Source organism: Nonomuraea sp. MTCD27, assembly GCF_041950495.1.
GTDB lineage: Bacteria > Actinomycetota > Actinomycetes > Streptosporangiales > Streptosporangiaceae > Nonomuraea.
Window position 1 is genome coordinate 181,356 of record NZ_JBGNUW010000016.1, and the last position, 17,128, is coordinate 198,483.

The following is a 17,128-nucleotide window of genomic DNA, read 5'->3' on the forward strand; positions in this document are numbered from 1 at the left end:
GCCGCCGACACTTCAGCCCGTGAAGCCGATGTCCTCGTACTGGAGGTCGTAGAAGCCCCGGGCCCCCACGTTCGCCAGCGTCTGCCGCACGGCCACCATCTGCGGCCGCTGGTAGAGCGGGAGCACGTTCACCTCCTGCCAGATCAGCTTGTCGGCCGCGTTGGTCGCCGAGCGGGCCCGCACCGGCTCCAGGCTCTGCGCGGCCCGGCTCATGGCCTGGTCGATGGCCGCCGATCCGGTGCGCCCGAAGTTCGCGTTCCAGTTCTGGCCGTTGGTCGCGTTCGCGTAGATGCCGTAGCTGCTGGAGACCGGGAACGGCGTCCCGATGTAGGCGAACGGCGTGATGTCGAAGTTCCCGGGGATCACGTATTTGGTGAAGAAGTCGTCGCTGGGCACGGCCTTGATGGTGAGCTTGACCCCGATCTGGCCGAGCATGGTCTGCGCCAGCTCCCCCTCCGCCTTGCTGATCTGCACCCCGGAGGGCACCACGAACCGCAGGTCGAGGGGCTTGCCGTTCTTCTGCCTGACGGACCCGCTCAGCTTCCAGCCGGCGGCGTCCAGCAGTTGCCGGGCCTTGCCCGGGTTGTACGCACCGAGCTCTCCGGCGTTGTCCTGGTAGCCCTCCTGGGTGTTCATGAAGAAGTGGTTGTTCAGCAGCGCGATCGGCCAGTCCAGCCCCTGCAGGTCCGACTGGGCGATGGCCTGGCGGTTGATGCCGAGCTGGATGGCCTGGCGCACGCTGCGGTCCCGGAGCAGCTCGCTGGAGCCGTTGAAGGTGAAGTGCCGGAAGTCGGGCCCGGCCGCGTGGCGCACCTGGGCCCCCGTGGTGGCCTTGGCCCGCGCGTAGTCGGGCGCGGACGGCTGGATGTCGATGATGTCGAGCTCCCCGTTGCTGAACGCGCTGATCAGCGCGTCGTGCTCGGAGGCCCGGTAGATGATCTTGTCCAGCTTGGCTCGGTCGCCCCACCACGCGTCGTCCCGCACCAGCGTGATCGTCTTCGCCGTCTGGTCGAACCCGCCGAACTTGAACGGCCCCGCCGTCACCGGGATCTTGTTCAGCCACGCGGTGTTGAACGCCCCGGCGTCGTGGTTGGTGGAGGCCGGCAGCAGCGGCCCGAACAGCGCCTGCCAGTCACCGAACGGCCTGGCGAACGTCACCACCACCTCGTGGTCGTCCTTGCCCCGCGCCACCTTCTCGATGTCCTGGTAGCCCGTGGACGAGGCGATCCGGAAGGCCGAGTCGCGCCCGTTGAGCGCCCGCCACTGCGCCTGGTAGTCGGCCCAGGTGATCGGCTTCCCGTCGGACCACTTCGCCTTCGGGTTCAGCGTGTACGTCACCACCTGCTTGGGCCGCTGGTCGGTCACCTTGGCGTCGACCACGTAGTCGTGGTCCACCGAGATCTCCGCCTTCTCGTTGGACGTGAACGGCGAGGGCAGCAGCGCGTTGCTGACCACGGCGGCCATGGCCAGGTTGCCGTCGACGTGGTTCCTGTTCCACTGCGAGGGGAACTCGTTGATGCCCCAGCGCAGCGTCCCGCCGTCCTTGACCTTGTCCCGCGGCTGCGGGTTGATGTCGAAGGCCTTGATCGTACGCTCGTCCCCGGCGCTGTCCTGGACCTCCGGGCCGCCCTGGTTGCCCCCACAGCCCCCCAGCAGCAGCGAGCCCGCCAGCGAGCCCACCACCGTGGCGGCCACGACCAGACGTGATGCTTTCATCGAGCGAATTCCTCCTGGATCGAGCGAGGTCTATACGACTTCGCGCCTCTCTGCGTAATGGCAGGCCGCCCCCTGGTCGTCGCCCAGCAGCCGCACCTCGGGCTCGACGTCGACGCAGAGCCTGCGTTGCTCGTCGGTGAGCTCGGCGCGGAACTTGGGGCACCTGGTGCGGAATCTGCAGCCCGTCGGAGGGTTGGCCGGGCTGGGTAGGTCGCCTTCGAGCAGGATCCGCTCGCGGGAGCGCTCGCGCACGGGATCGGGCAGCGGGATCGCCGACAGCAGAGCCTGCGTGTACGGATGGGCCGGGGCGTCGTAGACGGCGTCCACCTGGCCGATCTCGGCGATCCTGCCCAGGTACATCACCGCCACCCGGTCGGCGATGTGCCGCACCACGGCCAGGTCGTGCGCCACGAACAGGTAGGACAGGCCGAGCCTGGCCCGCAGCGAGTCGAGCAGGTTGATCACCCCGGCCTGGATCGACACGTCCAGCGCGGAGACCGGCTCGTCCAGCACCAGCAGCCGGGGCTCCAGCGCGAGCGCCCTGGCGATGCCGATGCGCTGGCGCTGCCCGCCGGAGAAGTCCTGCGGGTAGCGGGCGGCGTGCGCGGGGTCCAGCCCCACCAGGGCGAGCAGCTCGCCGATGCGCCGCCCGGGGTCGCGCCGGCCGTGCGTGCGCAGCGGCTCGGCCAGGATGTCGTAGACGGTCATGCGCGGGTCGAGCGAGGCCAGCGGGTCCTGGAAGACGACCTGCATGTCGCGCCTGACCTCGGTGCGCTCCGCCCGGCTCATCCGGGCGGTGTCGTGGCCGAGCACGACGACGCCGCCCTCCTGGGGCGGGGTCAGCTCCAGGATCTGCGTCAGCGTGGTGGTCTTGCCGCTGCCCGACTCGCCGACCAGGCCCAGCGTCTCGCCCTGCCGGAGGTCGAAGCTGACCCCGGCCACCGCGTGTACCGTGCCGACCCGCCGTTTGAACACCGCCCCCTTGAGCAGCGGGTAGTCCTTGACCAGGTTGTGCACCTCCAGCACGGCGCGCTCGCCGCGCACCCGCAGCACGGTGCCGTCGCCCGGGGCCGCGTGCCGGCCGGGGCCACGCGGCCCCACCTCCTCCCAGCGGATGCACGCCGCCCGGTGCTCCTCGCCCACCTGGAACAGCGGCGGCTCCCGCTCGTCGCACGCGTCGATCCGCATCGGGCAGCGCGGCGCGAACGGGCACCCGGGCGGCAGGGCCGAGGGCGACGGCGGGTTGCCCTCGATGGGCACCAGCGGCTGCCGCCCGTCGCGGTCCACGCGCGGGATCGAGCCGAGCAGGCCCACGGTGTACGGCATCCGCATCCGGTAGTAGATGTCGTCCACGCCGCCCACCTCGACGGGCCGCCCGGCGTACATGACCAGCACCCGGTCGGCGAACCCGGCCACCACCCCGAGATCGTGCGTGATCATGATGATCGCCGCGCCGGTCTTGGCCTGCGCCCGCTTCAGCACCTCCAGCACCTGTGCCTGGATGGTGACGTCGAGCGCCGTGGTCGGCTCGTCGCAGATGATCACGTCGGGGTCGTTGGCGATGGCCATCGCGATCACCACCCGCTGCCGCATGCCGCCGGAGAACTCGTGCGGGAAGGCCAGCGCCCGCTCGGCCGGATGCGGGATGCCGACGAGCTCCAGCAGCTCGATCGCCTTGACCAGGGCCGTCTCCTTGCTGACCCGCTGGTGCACGCGCACGGCCTCGGCGATCTGGTCGCCCACCCGGTAGACCGGGGTGAGCGCGGACAGCGGGTCCTGGAAGACCATCGACATGGACTTGCCGCGGACGGCGTTGAGCCTGCGCTCCGGCGCGCCGATCAGCTCCTGGCCGTGCAGGCGCACGGAGCCGGTGACCCGCGCCCCCGGCGGCAGCAGCCCCATGACGGCGGCCGAGGTGACCGACTTGCCCGAGCCCGACTCGCCCACGATGCCGAGCACCTCGCCCGGGCGTACGGAATAGCTCACCCCCCGCACGGCGCGCACGTCGCCGAACGACACGTTGAGGTCGTTGACCTCGAGGACCGGGGTCATCGCGCCCCCCTCGCCGAGGACGGGTCGAACGCGTCGCGCAGCGCGTCGCCGACGAGGTTGACCGCCAGCACGGTGATCACCAGCAGCCCCGCCACGAACCAGAACGTCCACGGCGCGTAGACCGCGGTCTTGGAGCCGTCGGCGATGAGCGTCCCGAACGACACGTCGGGCGGCTGGATGCCGAACCCGAAGTAGGACAGCGAGGTCTCGGTGAGGATGGCGCTGCTCACGTTGAGGGTGGCGTCCACGATCAGCAGCGACGACAGGTTGGGGATCACGTGGCGGAAGATGATGCGCACCGGCGGCACGCCCATGTAGCGGGCGGCCTGCACGAACTCCCGCTCCTTCACCGAGATCGCCATCCCGCGCACGATCTTCGAGGTCACCATCCACAGGAACAGCGCCAGCATGATCACGAACAGCCACCACTGCCCCGACCCGAACAGCGGCGACAGGATCGCCAGGATCAGGAACGCCGGCAGCACGAGCAGCAGGTCGGTCACCCAGCTCAGCGCCCGGTCGGTCCACCCCGGGAAATAGCCGGCGAACGCCCCCACCACGGCCGCCAGCGCCGTGGACACCAGCGCCGCCAGCAACCCCACGACCAGCGACTTCTGCATGCCGCGCAGCGTCACCGCGAAGACGTCGGAGCCCGTTTGGAGCGTTCCGAACCAGTGGCGCGGCGAGGGCGGCTGCATGAACGCGGTGAAGTCTTTGTCGGTGTAGGTCCACGGGCTGAACAGCGGCCCCACGAAGGCCAGCAGGAACATCAGCGCGAGCACCGCGAAACCGATCCGGCCCTGCGCGGAGCGGAAGAACCGCCCGGTGACCACCCGCGCCCTCGACGGCGCCCTGGTCAGAACGCCGTCGGTGAGCTCTTCCGCCCGCTCCTCGTCGGACAGCGTCATCGGGCCCGCACCCTCGGGTCGAGCGCGGCGTGCAGCAGGTCGGCGGCCAGCGAGGCGCACAACACGGCGATGGCGGCCAGGAAGGAGATGGCCGCGACGGTGTTGACGTCGTTGCCGAAGATCGAGTTGATCAGCTGCTCGCCCAGCCCGTGCCAGCCGAAGATCTTCTCCGTGAACGTGGCCCCGGTCAGCAGCACCCCGAACGTGAACGCGAAGTAGGTCACCACCGGGATCATCGCCGTGCGCAGCGCGTGGCGGGTCAGCGCCTTGCGCCTGCTGAGCCCCTTGGCCCTGGCCGTACGGACGAAGTCGGCCCCCAGCACGTCGAGCATCATGTTGCGCTGGTAGCGGCTGAAGACCGCGATCAGCCCCATGGACAGCGAGATCGTCGGCAGGACCAGGTGTTGCAGCCGGTCGACCACGTGCCCCCAGAACCCGGTCGTCAGGCCGTCGCTGTATTCGCCGCTGACCAGGAACACCTGGCGGCCGAACAGGTGCTCGTTGGCCCACGAGGCCAGCAGGATGAGCATGTTGGCCAGCACCACCACCGGGACCGCGAGCACCACGAACGACAGGCCGGTCGAGAGCCGGTCGAACCACCCGTACTGCCGGACCGCCGCCAGCGCGCCGGTGAGCACCCCGAGCAGGCTGCCGAAGAGCAGGCCCAGCACGACCAGCCGGAAGGTGACGCCCATGCGGCGCTTGATGTCCTCGTTGACCGGCGCGCCCGCGACGGTCCTGCCGAAGTCGCCGTGCAGCAGGCCGCCCGCCCAGGTGGCGTAGCGCTGCAGCAGCGGCGTCTTGTCGTTGAGGTTGAGCGCGCTGAGCTGGGCGTCGACCACGGCCGGAGGGGGCTTGGGGGTGCGGTCGGCGTAGTTGGAGCGCGGATCCAGGGCGGTGGCCGCCAGCAGGTAGGCGAGGCTGGCCGCCACGGCGACGAGCACGGCGTAGTTGAGCAGCCTGCGGGCCAGGAACCCCGCCATCGCTCCCCCTCCGACGCGCACCCGCACGTAGCGGTGCCGGGCTTGGCCATCACCGACCCGCTCACTCTACGACATCGCGCGGACACTATGAGGCAACATGCCATGGACTGGGACCCCTACCTTGTGGGGTTCCGGGAGGGGGCGTGGCGGCCGTTCAGCGCCCGGCGAGCTCGTCCACGGCCGTGCGGACGTCCTCGCTCGTGATCGTGGTCAGGTCGGCCGAGCTGGCCGATCCGCCGCGCGCGGCGTGGGCGGCCAGCCGCACGTCGCGCCGCATGGCCGCCCGCTCGAACAGGGACCTGGCGAAGCGGCCGTTGCCGAGCCCGTCGATCAGCCGCTCCTCGCACACCCAGGCGAACACCTCGTCGAGACGGCTCAGCGCCTCTTCGTCGAACGAGTCGCCCGACTTCTCCGCCAGCAGCACCGCGATCTGCGACAGCTCGGCCGGCGAGTAGCTGGGGAAGGCCACCCGCTGGTTGAACCGGCTGGCCAGGCCCGGGTTGGTGGCCAGGAAGGCGTCCATCTCGCGCTCGTAGCCGGCCAGCACGATGACGAGCCGGTCGCGGTCGTCCTCGGCCCGCTTGAGCAGGGTCTGCACGGCCTCGGCCCCGAACGCGTCGCCGCCCTGGTAGCCGGGGTTGACCAGGCTGTAGGCCTCGTCGATGAACAGCACGCCGCCCAGCGCCCGGTCGACCAGCTCGTTGGTCTTGATCGCGGTCGCGCCGAGGTGCTGGCCCACCAGGTCGGCCCGGTGCGCCTCGACCACGTCGGGCCGGGCCAGCAGGCCGAGCGCGGCGAAGATGCGGCTCAGGACCCGGGCGACCGTGGTCTTGCCGGTGCCGGGCGGGCCGGCGAACACGAAGTGGCGCATCTGCTGCGGCGTGGGCAGCCCGCGCTCCTGCCGCATCCTGGCCACCTGGAGCTGGGCCGCGATCGCGTGCACCTGCCGCTTGACCGGGGCCAGCCCGGCCATCCTGTCGAGGTCGGCCAGCGCCTCCTCCAGCGTGGGGGTGGCGACGTAGCCGCGGAAGCGGGCGGTCAGCTCCTGGAACGCCTTGGTCACGTCGGGCGTCGTGGTGGTCACCAGGTCCTGCGTGGTCGGGGTGCCGCCGGCGCCCACCACGCGTACGTCGCGGGCCTGCGCCGCGGCCTCGACCAGGCTGCGGGCGAACCTGGCGTTGCCCAGCTCGTCGATCAGCCCGCGCCGGTGCACGTCGTCGTACAGGCCGAGCAGCACCCGGCGGGTCTCGGGGCCCATCGTGTCGCCCCTGCGCCGCTGCAGCAGCTCGGTGACCTCGACCAGCTCGGCGGGGGAGTAGCCGGGGAAGCGCACCCGGGTGGCGAACCTGCTGGCCAGGCCCGGATTGCTGGACAGGAACGAGCCCATCTCCTGCTCGTAGCCGGCCAGGATGATGATCACCCGGTCGCGGTCGTCCTCGGCCCGCTTGAGCAGGGTCTGCACGGCCTCGGCGCCGAACCGGTCGGGCTGCCCGTCGGAGGAGTTGACCAGCCCGTACGCCTCGTCGATGAACAGCACGCCGCCCAGCGCCCGGTCCACCAGCTCGTTGGTCTTGATCGCGGTCGCGCCCAGGAACTCGCCCACCAGGTCGGCCCGCTGCGCCTCGACCACGTAGGGGGTCTCCAGCAGGCCGAACGCGTAGAAGATCTTGGCCAGCGCGCGGGCGACGCTGGTCTTGCCGGTGCCGGGCGGGCCGACGAAGACGAAGTGCCTGGTGGGCCGCCCGGCGGTGTAGCCGGCCTCGGCGCGCAGCCTGGAGGCCTCTATGGAGGCGGCGATCGAGCGCACCTGCTCCTTGACCGGCGCCAGCCCGATCATGCTCTCCAGCTCGCCGAGCGCCTCCTCGACGGAGATCTGCGGCGGCGCGCCGGTCTTGTCGTGCGGCGCCTCGGGCCTGCCCTCGCGGGCCCTGACGCGGACCTGCTGCTCCTGGGCGGCCACGCTCTCCGCCTTGGCCTTGCGGGCGAGCACGAACCGGTGGACGAGGACGGCCGCGGCGGCGGCGTAGGCGACCCAGACCGCGGTGCCGTCGGAGACGGGCGAGAGCGCGGCGGCGAGCAGGCCGGCGGGGACGAGCGCCATCAGCGTGCTCATCCACGGGGTCACCCAGCGGATCAGGTGGGCCGCGGCGGCGACCGGCAGGGCCAGCGCGACCATCGCGTGCACGGTCGCGGCGCCCGCGGGGAACAGCCCGGAGAACGCCACCAGCGCCAGGACGATCCAGCCCGCGACCACCAGCGCGGTGGCGGCGGCGCGCGGGAAGCGCATGGTCAGCGCGACGAACGCGAGCAGCAGGAGCACCAGGGGGAAGGTCTTGAGCAGGTCCCACCCGAGCGCCGCGCCCACCCCCATGGCGGCCACCAGGACGACCACGTAGAGCACCCGGCGCGCGGCCGGGGGAATCTGGAAATAACGCAGCCGAACCTTCTCGAACAGATCCCGCGCCGCGGCCCGCCCCAAGGCCTGGCCCCTGTCAGCGGCGCTGTCGGACTCACGCATCACGCCTCCCCGGTCCGCCCCCGGTTATACCGCACCGGACCGACTATTGGGCGGACCTGACACGCTAGGTGGAGGTCACGAAAAGGGCTATCTGACGCCCGAGTTCCGCCCCCGCGTCCTCTTGGAGGAAGTGCCCGGCGCCCTTGATCACGGGATGGTGCAGGCCAGCCGCACCGCGCATCGTTTTGAGCAGAATGGGCGCCATGCCCCCCGTGATCGGATCGCTGTCGGAGAACGCCACCAGGAACGGCCGGTCCAGTGTGGTGAGGATCTGCCAGGCAGCGCGGTTGGCGGGCGCGGCGGGATCGGCCGGCGTGATCGGCACGAGGCCGGGCATGGCACGCGGTCCCGCCTTGTACGACTCGTCGGGGAACGGCGCGTCGTAGGCCGCCCGTACCTCCTCCGGCAGCTCGCTCCGGCAGCCCGCCTGGATGAGCCGGGCGATGTCCAGCACCGGCGCCTTGAGCACCGCGTCCCTGAACCGGTGCCACACGTCAGGCATGGGAATGTCACCCGTCGGCAAGCCCGTGTTGGCGGCCACGATCCTGGCGACGCTCCCGGGGTGCTCGGCGGCGATCCGCAGCCCGATCAGGCCGCCCCAGTCCTGGCCCACGATCGTCATGCCGTCGAGGCCGAGGGCGTCGAGCAACAGGGCGCGGGTCCACTCGACGTGCCTGGCGTAGGTGTGGTCGGCCAGGTCGGCGGGCTTGTCGGAGCGGCCGAAGCCGACGAGGTCCACCGCGATCGCGCGCAGCCCCGCCGCCGCCAGCTCCGGCAGCACGTGCCGGTAGAGGAACGACCAGCTCGGCTCGCCGTGCAGCAGCACGACCGGCTGCCCGTCGGAGGGGCCGGCCTCGACGTAGGCCATGCGCGGGCCGTCGGCGATCTCTGCGTAGTGAGGCTCGTAGGGGAAGTCGGGCAGGTTCGCGAAGCGCTCTTCGGGCGTGCGCAGGGTTCGCATAGAACAAGATTCTACTCAGCGGCGCTGGTGACGTCCCGGGAACTCTCCCACCAGCACCTGCTTGGGCGTGACGCGCAGGACGTCCGAGTCGGCCAGGGCGATCCCGCGCACCTCGACCCAGAACCGCCGCTGCAGCGGGTCGGTGGCGAACACCGCCACCCTGGGGTCCTCCTCGATGGCCTCCCACGCCTCCGTCTCGGCGATCAGGCGCAGCTCGCCCGAGGAGGTCACGGAGGCCACCGCCCCGGCGACCCGGGGGCCGAGGGCGTCGCCGTAGGACAGGACGATGCTGCGGGCGTAGGAGAAGGTCTGGCGTACCTCCGAGTCCAGCGTCACCGACGGCTGGGCCCCCATGGGCAGGTCGCACATGAGCAGGGAGGCGCGCCACGGTCCCGGACCGCCCCGCCACCACGAGCGCACGGCCCGCGCCGCGAACACGACCGCCGCCGCCCCCAGCGCGCCCAGCCCGGTCCGCCACGCCCACACCGAGCCCAGCAGCCCGCCCGTCGCGCAGGCGGCTGCGGCCAGCACGACGAGCCCGGTCGCGGTGGCCAGCCACCGGTCGCCGCCCCGCCGGGCGCGCAGGTAGCCGCGCACCATCGGGTACGGCACCGCGAGCGCCGCCAGCGCCGCCCTCGGCTCCAGCACCAGTGCCCCGCCCGCCAGCGCCACCAGCACCGACCAGGTCCTGCCGAGCACGATCCAGAGCGTCACCCCGGCGTTCCGCCTGGCCGTCCGCTCGGTCGCGCGCACCGTCTCGGCCAGCGCCAGCAGCGGGCGCCCGCGCCACGTCTCCGCCAGCGCGCGCACGGCCGCCAGCGCCGGCCAGCCCAGCACCACGATGCCCGCCAGCCCGGCCCAGACCGGATCCAGCGAGGACGGCAGCGCCGGCACCGCCCCCAGGAGCAGCCAGGCGGCGTACGCGGCCACCGCCAGCGCCGCCGAGGCGACCGACACCCCGAGCCAGGGGTCCCTGCAGAGCATCGCCCGCGCGTACGCCCAGACGCCGACCCGCCGCGCCTGCCTGACCGTGAGCGGCACCAGCAGCACGAGCACGGCGAAGCCGCCGATCTGCGCCTGGACGCCCCAGTCGAGGAAGAGCGCGCACGCGGCGACCGCGACCGTGGCCACGGCGACCACGAGGCGCACCTGCCGGGACCACACCTCCAGCGCGCGCCTGGCCCGGCCCGTGTCGCGCGGGTCGACCGGCCAGGCCGGGTCGTGGTGCGGCCGGGGCCGGTCCCAGCGCAGCAGGGCCAGGCCGAGGTTGACCCGGGCCTGCGGATCATCGGGGTCGAGGGCGAGGGCGGTCCGGTAGGACCGCTCGGCACGGGCGTGCTCGCCGCGCAGCAGGGCCAGGTCGCCCAGCATGACCTCAGGGCCCGGCTCCTCCGGCGCGAACTTCCTGGCCAGCGTCGCGTGCTCGACCGCCTCGGCCCACCGGCCGGGCACGCGGCGCAGCACCGCCGCCAGGCGCAGCCGGGCCGGCCAGGAGCCGCGGCCCAGGTCGACGGCCCGCTCCGCGGCGGGGACGGCGTCGGCGTCGCGGCCCAGCCTCTCGTGGGCGAGGCTGATCAGCCGCTGCGGCCACTCGGCGGCCGGCTCCAGGTCGGCGGCGCGGCGGGCGGCGTCCAGCGCGGACTCGGGGCGGCCGGCGTTCAGCCTGGTCAGGGCCTCGTCACACCATTCGCGTGAGGACCGGTCGGAAAAGTTGCCTCTTGTGCCACTTGCGTCGGTCCCCACGAGTCCCATGATCGGCTGGCGGGGCAATGTTGGATAGATACCGACATATGGCTGTATCTCTCTAGAGAGGTTGGGGGTGACCCCGGATCACCCGATACCGCTATGACAAGTCCGTGGCATGGCCTAAGCTGCCACGCAAGCCGGAGCGCCGGAGCCAGGCGGCTGAGCTCGGGAGGAGTGAGCGCCGCCCCATGGCTCCGCCGCCTGTCGATGAACAGCACGTGCGGGCCCTGGGAAACGGATCGGCCTGCAAGGAGGCCCATGACCGTCACACAGGCCGCACCCCTCGTACGGACTGCCGACCGGGAGCACCACGACCGCCGCTGGGCCATTCTCGTGCTGCTCTGCCTGAGCCTGCTGCTGATCACGGTCGACGCCACCGTCCTGCACATCGCGGTCCCCGCGCTCACGGCCGCCCTCGAACCCTCCGCGGTGCAGCTGCTCTGGATCATCGACATCTACTCGCTGGTGGTCGCGCCGCTGCTGATCGTGTTCGGCACGCTCGGCGACAGGTACGGCCGTAAACGGCTGGTCCTGTGGGGCTTCGTCCTGTTCGGCGTGGCCTCGGCCGGCGCCGCGTTCGCCCCGACCCCGCTGACGCTGATCATGGCCAGGGCGCTGCTCGGCGTGGGCGGTGCGATGATCATGCCCGCCACGCTGTCGCTGATCCGCCAGGTGTTCACCGACAGGCGCGAGCGGGCCGTCGCGCTGGGCGTCTGGAGCGCCGTCGCCGCGGCCGGAGCGGCGGTCGGGCCGCTGATCGGCGGCGTGCTCGTCGGCTTCTGGTGGGGCGCGGTCTTCCTCATCAACGTGCCGATCCTGCTGGTGCTGCTGCCCGCCGCCGTACGCCTGCTGCCCGAGTCCCGCGCGCGCAAGGGCCGAACATGGGACGTGGTGAGCGCCGCGCTGTCGGTGTTCGGCATCCTGGCGCTGGCGTTCGGCCTCAAGGAGGCGGGCTCGGGCAGCCTGATGCCGTTCTGGGCCGCGGCGGTGGTGTTCCTGACGGGGCTGGGACTGCTCGTGGCGTTCGTACGGCGGCAGACCCGCCTGCGCGAGCCGTTCCTGGAGATCGGGCTGTTCCGGCGCCGCGCGTTCACGACCGGGGTCGCCGGCGTGCTGCTGGGCGTGTTCGCGCTGGTGGGCCTGCAGCTCATGCTCGCCCAATACCTGCAGCTCGTCCTCGGCGACAGCCCCGTGCGCGCGGCGCTCAGGATGTTGCCCCTGGTCGTCTCCGCCATCTTCGGCGGGCTCGCCGCCGCCCACATCCTGCCCAGGATCGGCATGCGGGCCACCATGAGCGGCGGGCTCGGGCTCGTCGCGCTGGCCCTGACGCCCACCCTGAGCTGGGGGGTCGAGGGCCACCCCGTGATGCTGGCGGTGTGCTTCATCGGCATCGGGTTCGGGGTGCAGGTGGCGCTGCTGGCCGCCTCCGACACGATCATGGCGTCGGCCTCCGAGTCACAGGCGGGCGGGGCCGCGGCCATCGAGGAGACCGCGTACGAGCTGGGCGCCGGGCTCGGCGTGGCCGTGCTCGGCACGATCACCGCGATCGTCTACGCGCCGGGGCTGCCCGCCGTGCCCGGGGTGTCCGAGGGCGGCATGGACGAGGCCAGGCAGTCGCTGGCCTCGGCCGCCCACGTCGCGGACGAGATCGGCGGCAACGCGGGCGGCGCGCTGCTCGACGCCGCCCGGTGGGCCTTCGTCAACGCCCTGCACACGACCGTGGTCGTGAGCGTCGTCCTGCTCAGCCTGACCGCCGTCGCGGTGGCCGTGCTGCTCAGCCGTGATTGAGGTGTGCCATGTCCCGATTAGGGCAGTCAAGTACCGTGAAACAGGTCCTTCGTGATCTTGCCGCTTTAGTCGCCCGCATCGGTGTGGGCGGTATCTTTTTCGCCAACGGCTGGACCAAGCTGGAAGACGGTCTGAAAGTCACCGGGGCGAACTTCCTCCAGCAGGGTGCCCCCGCACCCCGTGCCTGGGCCACGGTCACCATGCTCGCCGAGCTGATCGGCGGCGCGCTGCTCATCGCCGGGCTCGTGGTCTCCGCCACGGGGCTGATCCTCTTCGCCGAGGCACTGGCGGTCTTCCTGGTGGCCCCTCCGCTCAATCCCATCACCATGAACGAGCTGATCCTCCTCGGAGCCGCCTCCCTCCTGCTCGCCGTGGTCGGCGCGGGGCGCGTGTCGGTGGACCACATGGTCGTGATCCGGCGGAGGGAGTCGGAGGCGGCCGACGAGTTCGCCGCCGACACGGAGGCCGACCGGGTCATCGCCTCGTTCCGAGATCCGGACCGGCCCGATCCGCTCGCGCGCACCACGGCCGCGGACCCGGCCCCGGAGGACGGACCCGAGGTCTCGGAGTCGGACGACACGGCGCCGCACCCGCGGCCCCGCGGACCGGCGGGGGAGCCCAAGAGCAACGAGGAGCCGTCGCCCGCGCCGGGCGACACGCTGGTGGCGGGCCGCAAGAAGCCCGCGGCCCGCGGCCGCCGCCCCGCCTCCACCGACTGACCCCGAGGTTCGCTCCGGCGCCGCACCCAGGGGGCATACGTCGTGTCACCGGCCCTGGGGGTGCCCGCACTTCCAGGGCCGTGCGTCGCGTCAGCGCTGCGCAGGCGGCCGGCGACCGCCAGGACTGTGTGCCGGGCCAGCGGTGCGGAGGCGGGCGGCGACCGCCAGGGCCGTGCGCCGGGTCAGGGCCGGGTCGCCGACGGCCTGGACGGCGGCCAGGATCCGGCCGCCCGTCGCCCACGCGTACGTACGCCGGTCGGCGCGGTCGGGTTCCGAGCCGAGGTAGGCCCCTTCGCCGAGCCGCAGCACCGCCGGGTCCGCGGCGGCCTTCGTGGCGGCCAGCAGCCGGACGTCGGCCTCCGTCGCGGCGACCCACGTGATGGCCACCCGCACCTGGGCCCCGGCGTCGTCCGGCGGGACGAACGTGCACGTGCTCGGCCGCGGCCAGCGCAGCCCCAGATGCCCGCCGGTGCCCGGGACCGGGAGGTACCCGGGCGGCGCCGCCGGGCCGAGGAGCGCGCACGCGTCGGGCCAGCTCCCGGGCGGCACGGGCAACGACGGCGGCAGCCCGGTCCGCCCGTGGAAGGTGTAGGCGGTCAGGCGGCCACCACCGGGATGGATCTCGTACACGAGCACGTCGCGCGCGGTGGAGCCGACGACGGACGCGGCCCGCTGGGCGACCGGCAGGCGCAGCACGGCCCGTGTCCCGTCGGCCAGGGAGATGACCTCGACCAGGCCGGGTTCGAGCCCGCTGAAAAGCTCTCCCACCGCGTGGCGGGCCGTCAGATGGCCGGCGCCGGGCAGGTGGTCCTCGAGGCTCTCCGCTCCCGTGCGCGGCCTCAGCGAAGTCCGCCAGGCGACCCGCCCGTCGCGCAGCGCGGTGATCAGCCGGGCGCCGGCCACGCTGTGGACGACCAGCGTGAGCGCGCCGGCGTGCACCGCCGTCGTCCTGGCGACCTGCGGGAAGGTGTCCGGCACCCGCGCGACGAGCCGGCCGCGGGAGTCGAGGACGGTGAGGAGCCCGTCGATCGAGGCGGTGATCAGCCCCGTGGACGAGACCTCGGTGTTGAGGATCTGCTCGGGCGCGCCGGGGACCTCATGGGCCCAGGCCACCTGTCCGGTGCGCGGGTCCACGCCGCGCAGAACCCCCTTGCCGCGGCAGTCCGCGGCGAGGACGGGAAGGCCGGCACCGATCAGATCAGGTGGGGCACAGCCCGGCGGCCACGGCAGGGTCCACGTGTCGCGGCCGGTCGCCGGGTCGATCCCGCGCAGGCCGTCGTGCGCGGCCCAGGCGATGCCGGTGGGCGTCAGGGCCGAGGCCCTGGCGTACGGGAGCGCGCGTGACCACGTCGTTGTGCCGGTGAGCGGGTCGTGCAGGCTGATGCGCTGCCCGGTCCCCTCGTCGACGCGCACGGCGAGGGACTCCCCGACGAACCGCACGTCCATCGTGGCGCCGAGCGGAGGCTCGGCCAGCGGGAAGGTGCTCACCAGCCGCCCCGTCCCGGCGTCGTGGACGCGGACGGAGCGCGGCCGGGCGGATCGTACGGCCAGCAGGTGACGCCCGCGGATCGTCGCCGTGGGCACGTGGAGGTCGATGCCCTCGTCGCCCAGCGGCCCCAGCTCGACGCTCCAGGCGGCGGTGAGCCCCGCCCGCTCCGGCCCGGCCGCCCGGCTGCCGGCGGCGCAGGCGAGGACGAGCGCGCCGGCGATCAGCGCCCGGAGCCGCATGCCCGGTCCGGCTCGAAGAACTCGCAGGCCGCCCGGCCGGTGGCGGCCCGCAGCCCCGCGCCGGTGTTGAGGTAGACCGTGCCGTAGCCGGTGTGGCGCTCGGGGGCGCCGGTGACCCGGAACGGGCGTCCCGCCTGATCGGTGACCGTGATGCGCTCCGCCCGGTCGCCGCCGCCGGGCACGTATTCGACCTCCAGGTTGAACGCGTGGCTGCGGGCTCCGGCGCGGATCTCGAGGCCGAGCTCGGTCTGCTCGCCCTGTTGCAGTGACAGGCTCTGCCGGCCGAAGTAGGGCGGTCCGGGCTTGCCCGCGCTGGTGAAGAACTTGCGGGGAGCATCGAGGTCCACGGTGAGCTGCGGGTTCCGCTCCGCCGTCTCGCTGGGGAACTCGACGAAGGCGCCGGTGATGTTCGGCCGGTCGCCGGTGACCTCTTTCACGCGTACGTCCGTGATGCGGACGGGGGCGCGGTCGGCCTCGAACACCACGCGCACGCGCATCCACTCCACCCAGGCGCCGCCCAGCCGCCCGGCCAGGTCGAGGAAGGCGGGGTCGTCGAAGCGGCCGGTCAGGAAGATCGCCCGGTCCCGCGGCGTCACGGGCAGGGCGGGCACGGCCAGGTGCGGGTTGCGGCCGGTGGCGGGCAGCACCGTGGCACGCAGCGCCGGCTTGCCGAGGCCGAGCAGGTCGGCCGGCCGGACGATCAGGCTGAGCGCGTCGGTCGCCCACGCCGTGATGACGGCGGTGAGTATCCCACCGGCCCATAGCAGGATCTTGGTCCGCTTTCCGCCTTCGGGCTCATCCTTTTCCGGCACGAGAACTCAATGTAACGCACCGAATACGTCCGGTGAGAATCCGTTGAGGTGGAGATCGGCTTCGCCCGGTGAATATCCTGGCGGCACAGCCCGAGCGGGGAGTGTGCGATGGCGGCCAGGGAGGGCAGGGCGCGCGCGACAGTGCGTGACGTCGCGGCCGAGACCGGCCTGTCCATCGCCACCGTCTCGCGCGTGCTCAACGGCCAGTCCAACGTCGCCCCGCACACCCGCGAGCTGGTGCTGCGCGCCGTCGGCCGGCTCGGCGACCAGGCGCCCAGGCCCCGCGCGGCGCCCGACGCCCCGGGCGGCGCCGTCTACGTGCGCTGCCCCTACGTGCTGACCGACTATTTCGGGCTCATCGTCTCCTCGGTGGGCGAGACCATCGAGCTGCACGGCCGGCAGATGATCCTCGGCGCCGGGGAGGCGGCCCAGGGGAGCGCGGTGCTGCCCGGGCTCCCCGACCGCCCGGGGGTCGCGGGCGCGATCCTGATCCTGCCGCCGGAGCCCGGCGACGAGCTCGTACGCCTGCGCGACCGCGGCTTCCCCTTCGTGGTGATCGACCCGAGGACGCCGCCCCCCAAGGACATCGTGGCCGTGTCGGCCGCGCACTTCGCGGGCGGTCGCAAGCTGATGGCGCACGTGGTGGAGCTGGGCCACCGCCGGGTGGGGATCATCGGCGGCCCGGTGCGCTGGCTGCCCAGCGAGGCCAGGCTGGCCGGCTACACCGCCTCGCTGGCCGACGCCGGGGTGCTCCCGGCGCCCGAGCTGCTGCGCAACGTGCCGGAGCCGAGCATGGAGCACGGCTACCGGGCGGCCTGCGAGCTGCTGGACCTGCCGCGGCGGCCGACGGCGCTGGTGGCGTTCAACGACAAGATGGCGGTCGGGGCGCTGCGGGCGGCGGCCGAGCGGGGGCTGGGCGTGCCCGGCGACCTGTCGGTGGCGGGCTTCGACGACATCGACGTGAGCAGGGCGGCCTCGCCCGCCCTCACCACGGTGCGCCAGCCGCTGGAGGAGATGGGCCGGATGGCGGTCACGCTGCTGATGCGGCTGCTCAGCAGGCACACCCTGGAGGCGCTGCACGTCTCGCTGGGCACCGAGCTGGTCGTGCGCGGCTCGACAGGGCCGGTCCCGCGCTGACTGTTTCATTTGTTACATCGGTTGACTGCCATGTTGACTCGTGTTCTGCTGCTCATGGCA

The 17,128-nt window shown here is 72.8% G+C and carries 12 protein-coding genes; 3 read left to right on the forward strand and 9 right to left on the reverse strand.

Annotated features, from left to right (window positions below):
- Positions 1-12: 12 nt before the first annotated feature.
- The 7 genes from ACBJ59_RS39645 to ACBJ59_RS39675 all read right to left on the reverse strand — a co-directional run bounded on the left by ACBJ59_RS39645 (position 13) and on the right by ACBJ59_RS39675 (position 10,890).
- Complete coding sequence (locus tag ACBJ59_RS39645; protein ID WP_375115275.1) at positions 13-1,716, reverse strand: ABC transporter family substrate-binding protein; 1,704 nt, start codon at positions 1,714-1,716, stop codon at positions 13-15.
- A gap of 30 nt (positions 1,717-1,746) precedes the next feature.
- A complete protein-coding gene (locus tag ACBJ59_RS39650) occupies positions 1,747-3,768 on the reverse strand; it encodes a dipeptide ABC transporter ATP-binding protein (protein ID WP_375115276.1) in 2,022 nt (673 codons plus the stop codon).
- On the reverse strand, positions 3,765-4,676 hold the full coding sequence (locus ACBJ59_RS39655; protein WP_364113079.1) for an ABC transporter permease: 912 nt from the start codon (positions 4,674-4,676) through the stop codon (positions 3,765-3,767). Before ACBJ59_RS39655 ends, ACBJ59_RS39650 begins: the two co-directional genes overlap by 4 nt.
- On the reverse strand, positions 4,673-5,659 hold the full coding sequence (locus ACBJ59_RS39660) for an ABC transporter permease (RefSeq protein ID WP_364113077.1): 987 nt from the start codon (positions 5,657-5,659) through the stop codon (positions 4,673-4,675). The genes ACBJ59_RS39655 and ACBJ59_RS39660 overlap by 4 nt, the downstream gene beginning before the upstream one ends.
- A 154-nt stretch (positions 5,660-5,813) precedes the next feature.
- Positions 5,814-8,177 carry an AAA family ATPase gene (locus tag ACBJ59_RS39665; RefSeq protein WP_375115277.1) on the reverse strand — a complete coding sequence of 788 codons (2,364 nt, stop codon included), beginning with the start codon at positions 8,175-8,177 and terminating at the stop codon, positions 5,814-5,816.
- A 64-nt stretch (positions 8,178-8,241) separates the two neighbouring features.
- Positions 8,242-9,138: a haloalkane dehalogenase gene (locus ACBJ59_RS39670; RefSeq protein ID WP_375115278.1), complete on the reverse strand. Its 897-nt coding sequence runs from the start codon at positions 9,136-9,138 to the stop codon at positions 8,242-8,244.
- Positions 9,139-9,153: 15 nt separating this feature from the next.
- Complete coding sequence (locus tag ACBJ59_RS39675) at positions 9,154-10,890, reverse strand: tetratricopeptide repeat protein (RefSeq protein WP_375115279.1); 1,737 nt, start codon at positions 10,888-10,890, stop codon at positions 9,154-9,156.
- Positions 10,891-11,142: 252 nt separating this feature from the next.
- Between ACBJ59_RS39675 and ACBJ59_RS39680 the strand changes: the two genes are divergently transcribed.
- Both ACBJ59_RS39680 and ACBJ59_RS39685 read left to right on the forward strand, forming a co-directional pair.
- Positions 11,143-12,672 (forward strand): MFS transporter, encoded by a 1,530-nt coding sequence (locus tag ACBJ59_RS39680; protein ID WP_375115280.1) that lies wholly within the window; start codon positions 11,143-11,145, stop codon positions 12,670-12,672.
- 8 nt (positions 12,673-12,680) lie between these two features.
- Complete coding sequence (locus tag ACBJ59_RS39685) at positions 12,681-13,391, forward strand: DoxX family protein (protein ID WP_375115281.1); 711 nt, start codon at positions 12,681-12,683, stop codon at positions 13,389-13,391.
- Between the two features lie 90 nt (positions 13,392-13,481).
- On the opposite strand, the gene ACBJ59_RS39690 is transcribed toward ACBJ59_RS39685, so the two are convergent.
- Both ACBJ59_RS39690 and ACBJ59_RS39695 read right to left on the reverse strand, forming a co-directional pair.
- The gene (locus ACBJ59_RS39690) at positions 13,482-15,119 is read right to left on the reverse strand and encodes a PQQ-binding-like beta-propeller repeat protein (RefSeq protein ID WP_375115282.1); all 1,638 of its coding nucleotides are present in this window, start codon (positions 15,117-15,119) and stop codon (positions 13,482-13,484) included.
- Complete coding sequence (locus ACBJ59_RS39695; RefSeq protein ID WP_375115283.1) at positions 15,101-15,931, reverse strand: hypothetical protein; 831 nt, start codon at positions 15,929-15,931, stop codon at positions 15,101-15,103. The genes ACBJ59_RS39690 and ACBJ59_RS39695 overlap by 19 nt, the downstream gene beginning before the upstream one ends.
- 108 nt (positions 15,932-16,039) lie before the next feature.
- On the opposite strand from ACBJ59_RS39695, the gene ACBJ59_RS39700 reads away from it, so the two are divergent.
- On the forward strand, positions 16,040-17,068 hold the full coding sequence (locus ACBJ59_RS39700; protein WP_375115284.1) for a LacI family DNA-binding transcriptional regulator: 1,029 nt from the start codon (positions 16,040-16,042) through the stop codon (positions 17,066-17,068).
- Positions 17,069-17,128 lie beyond the last annotated feature (60 nt).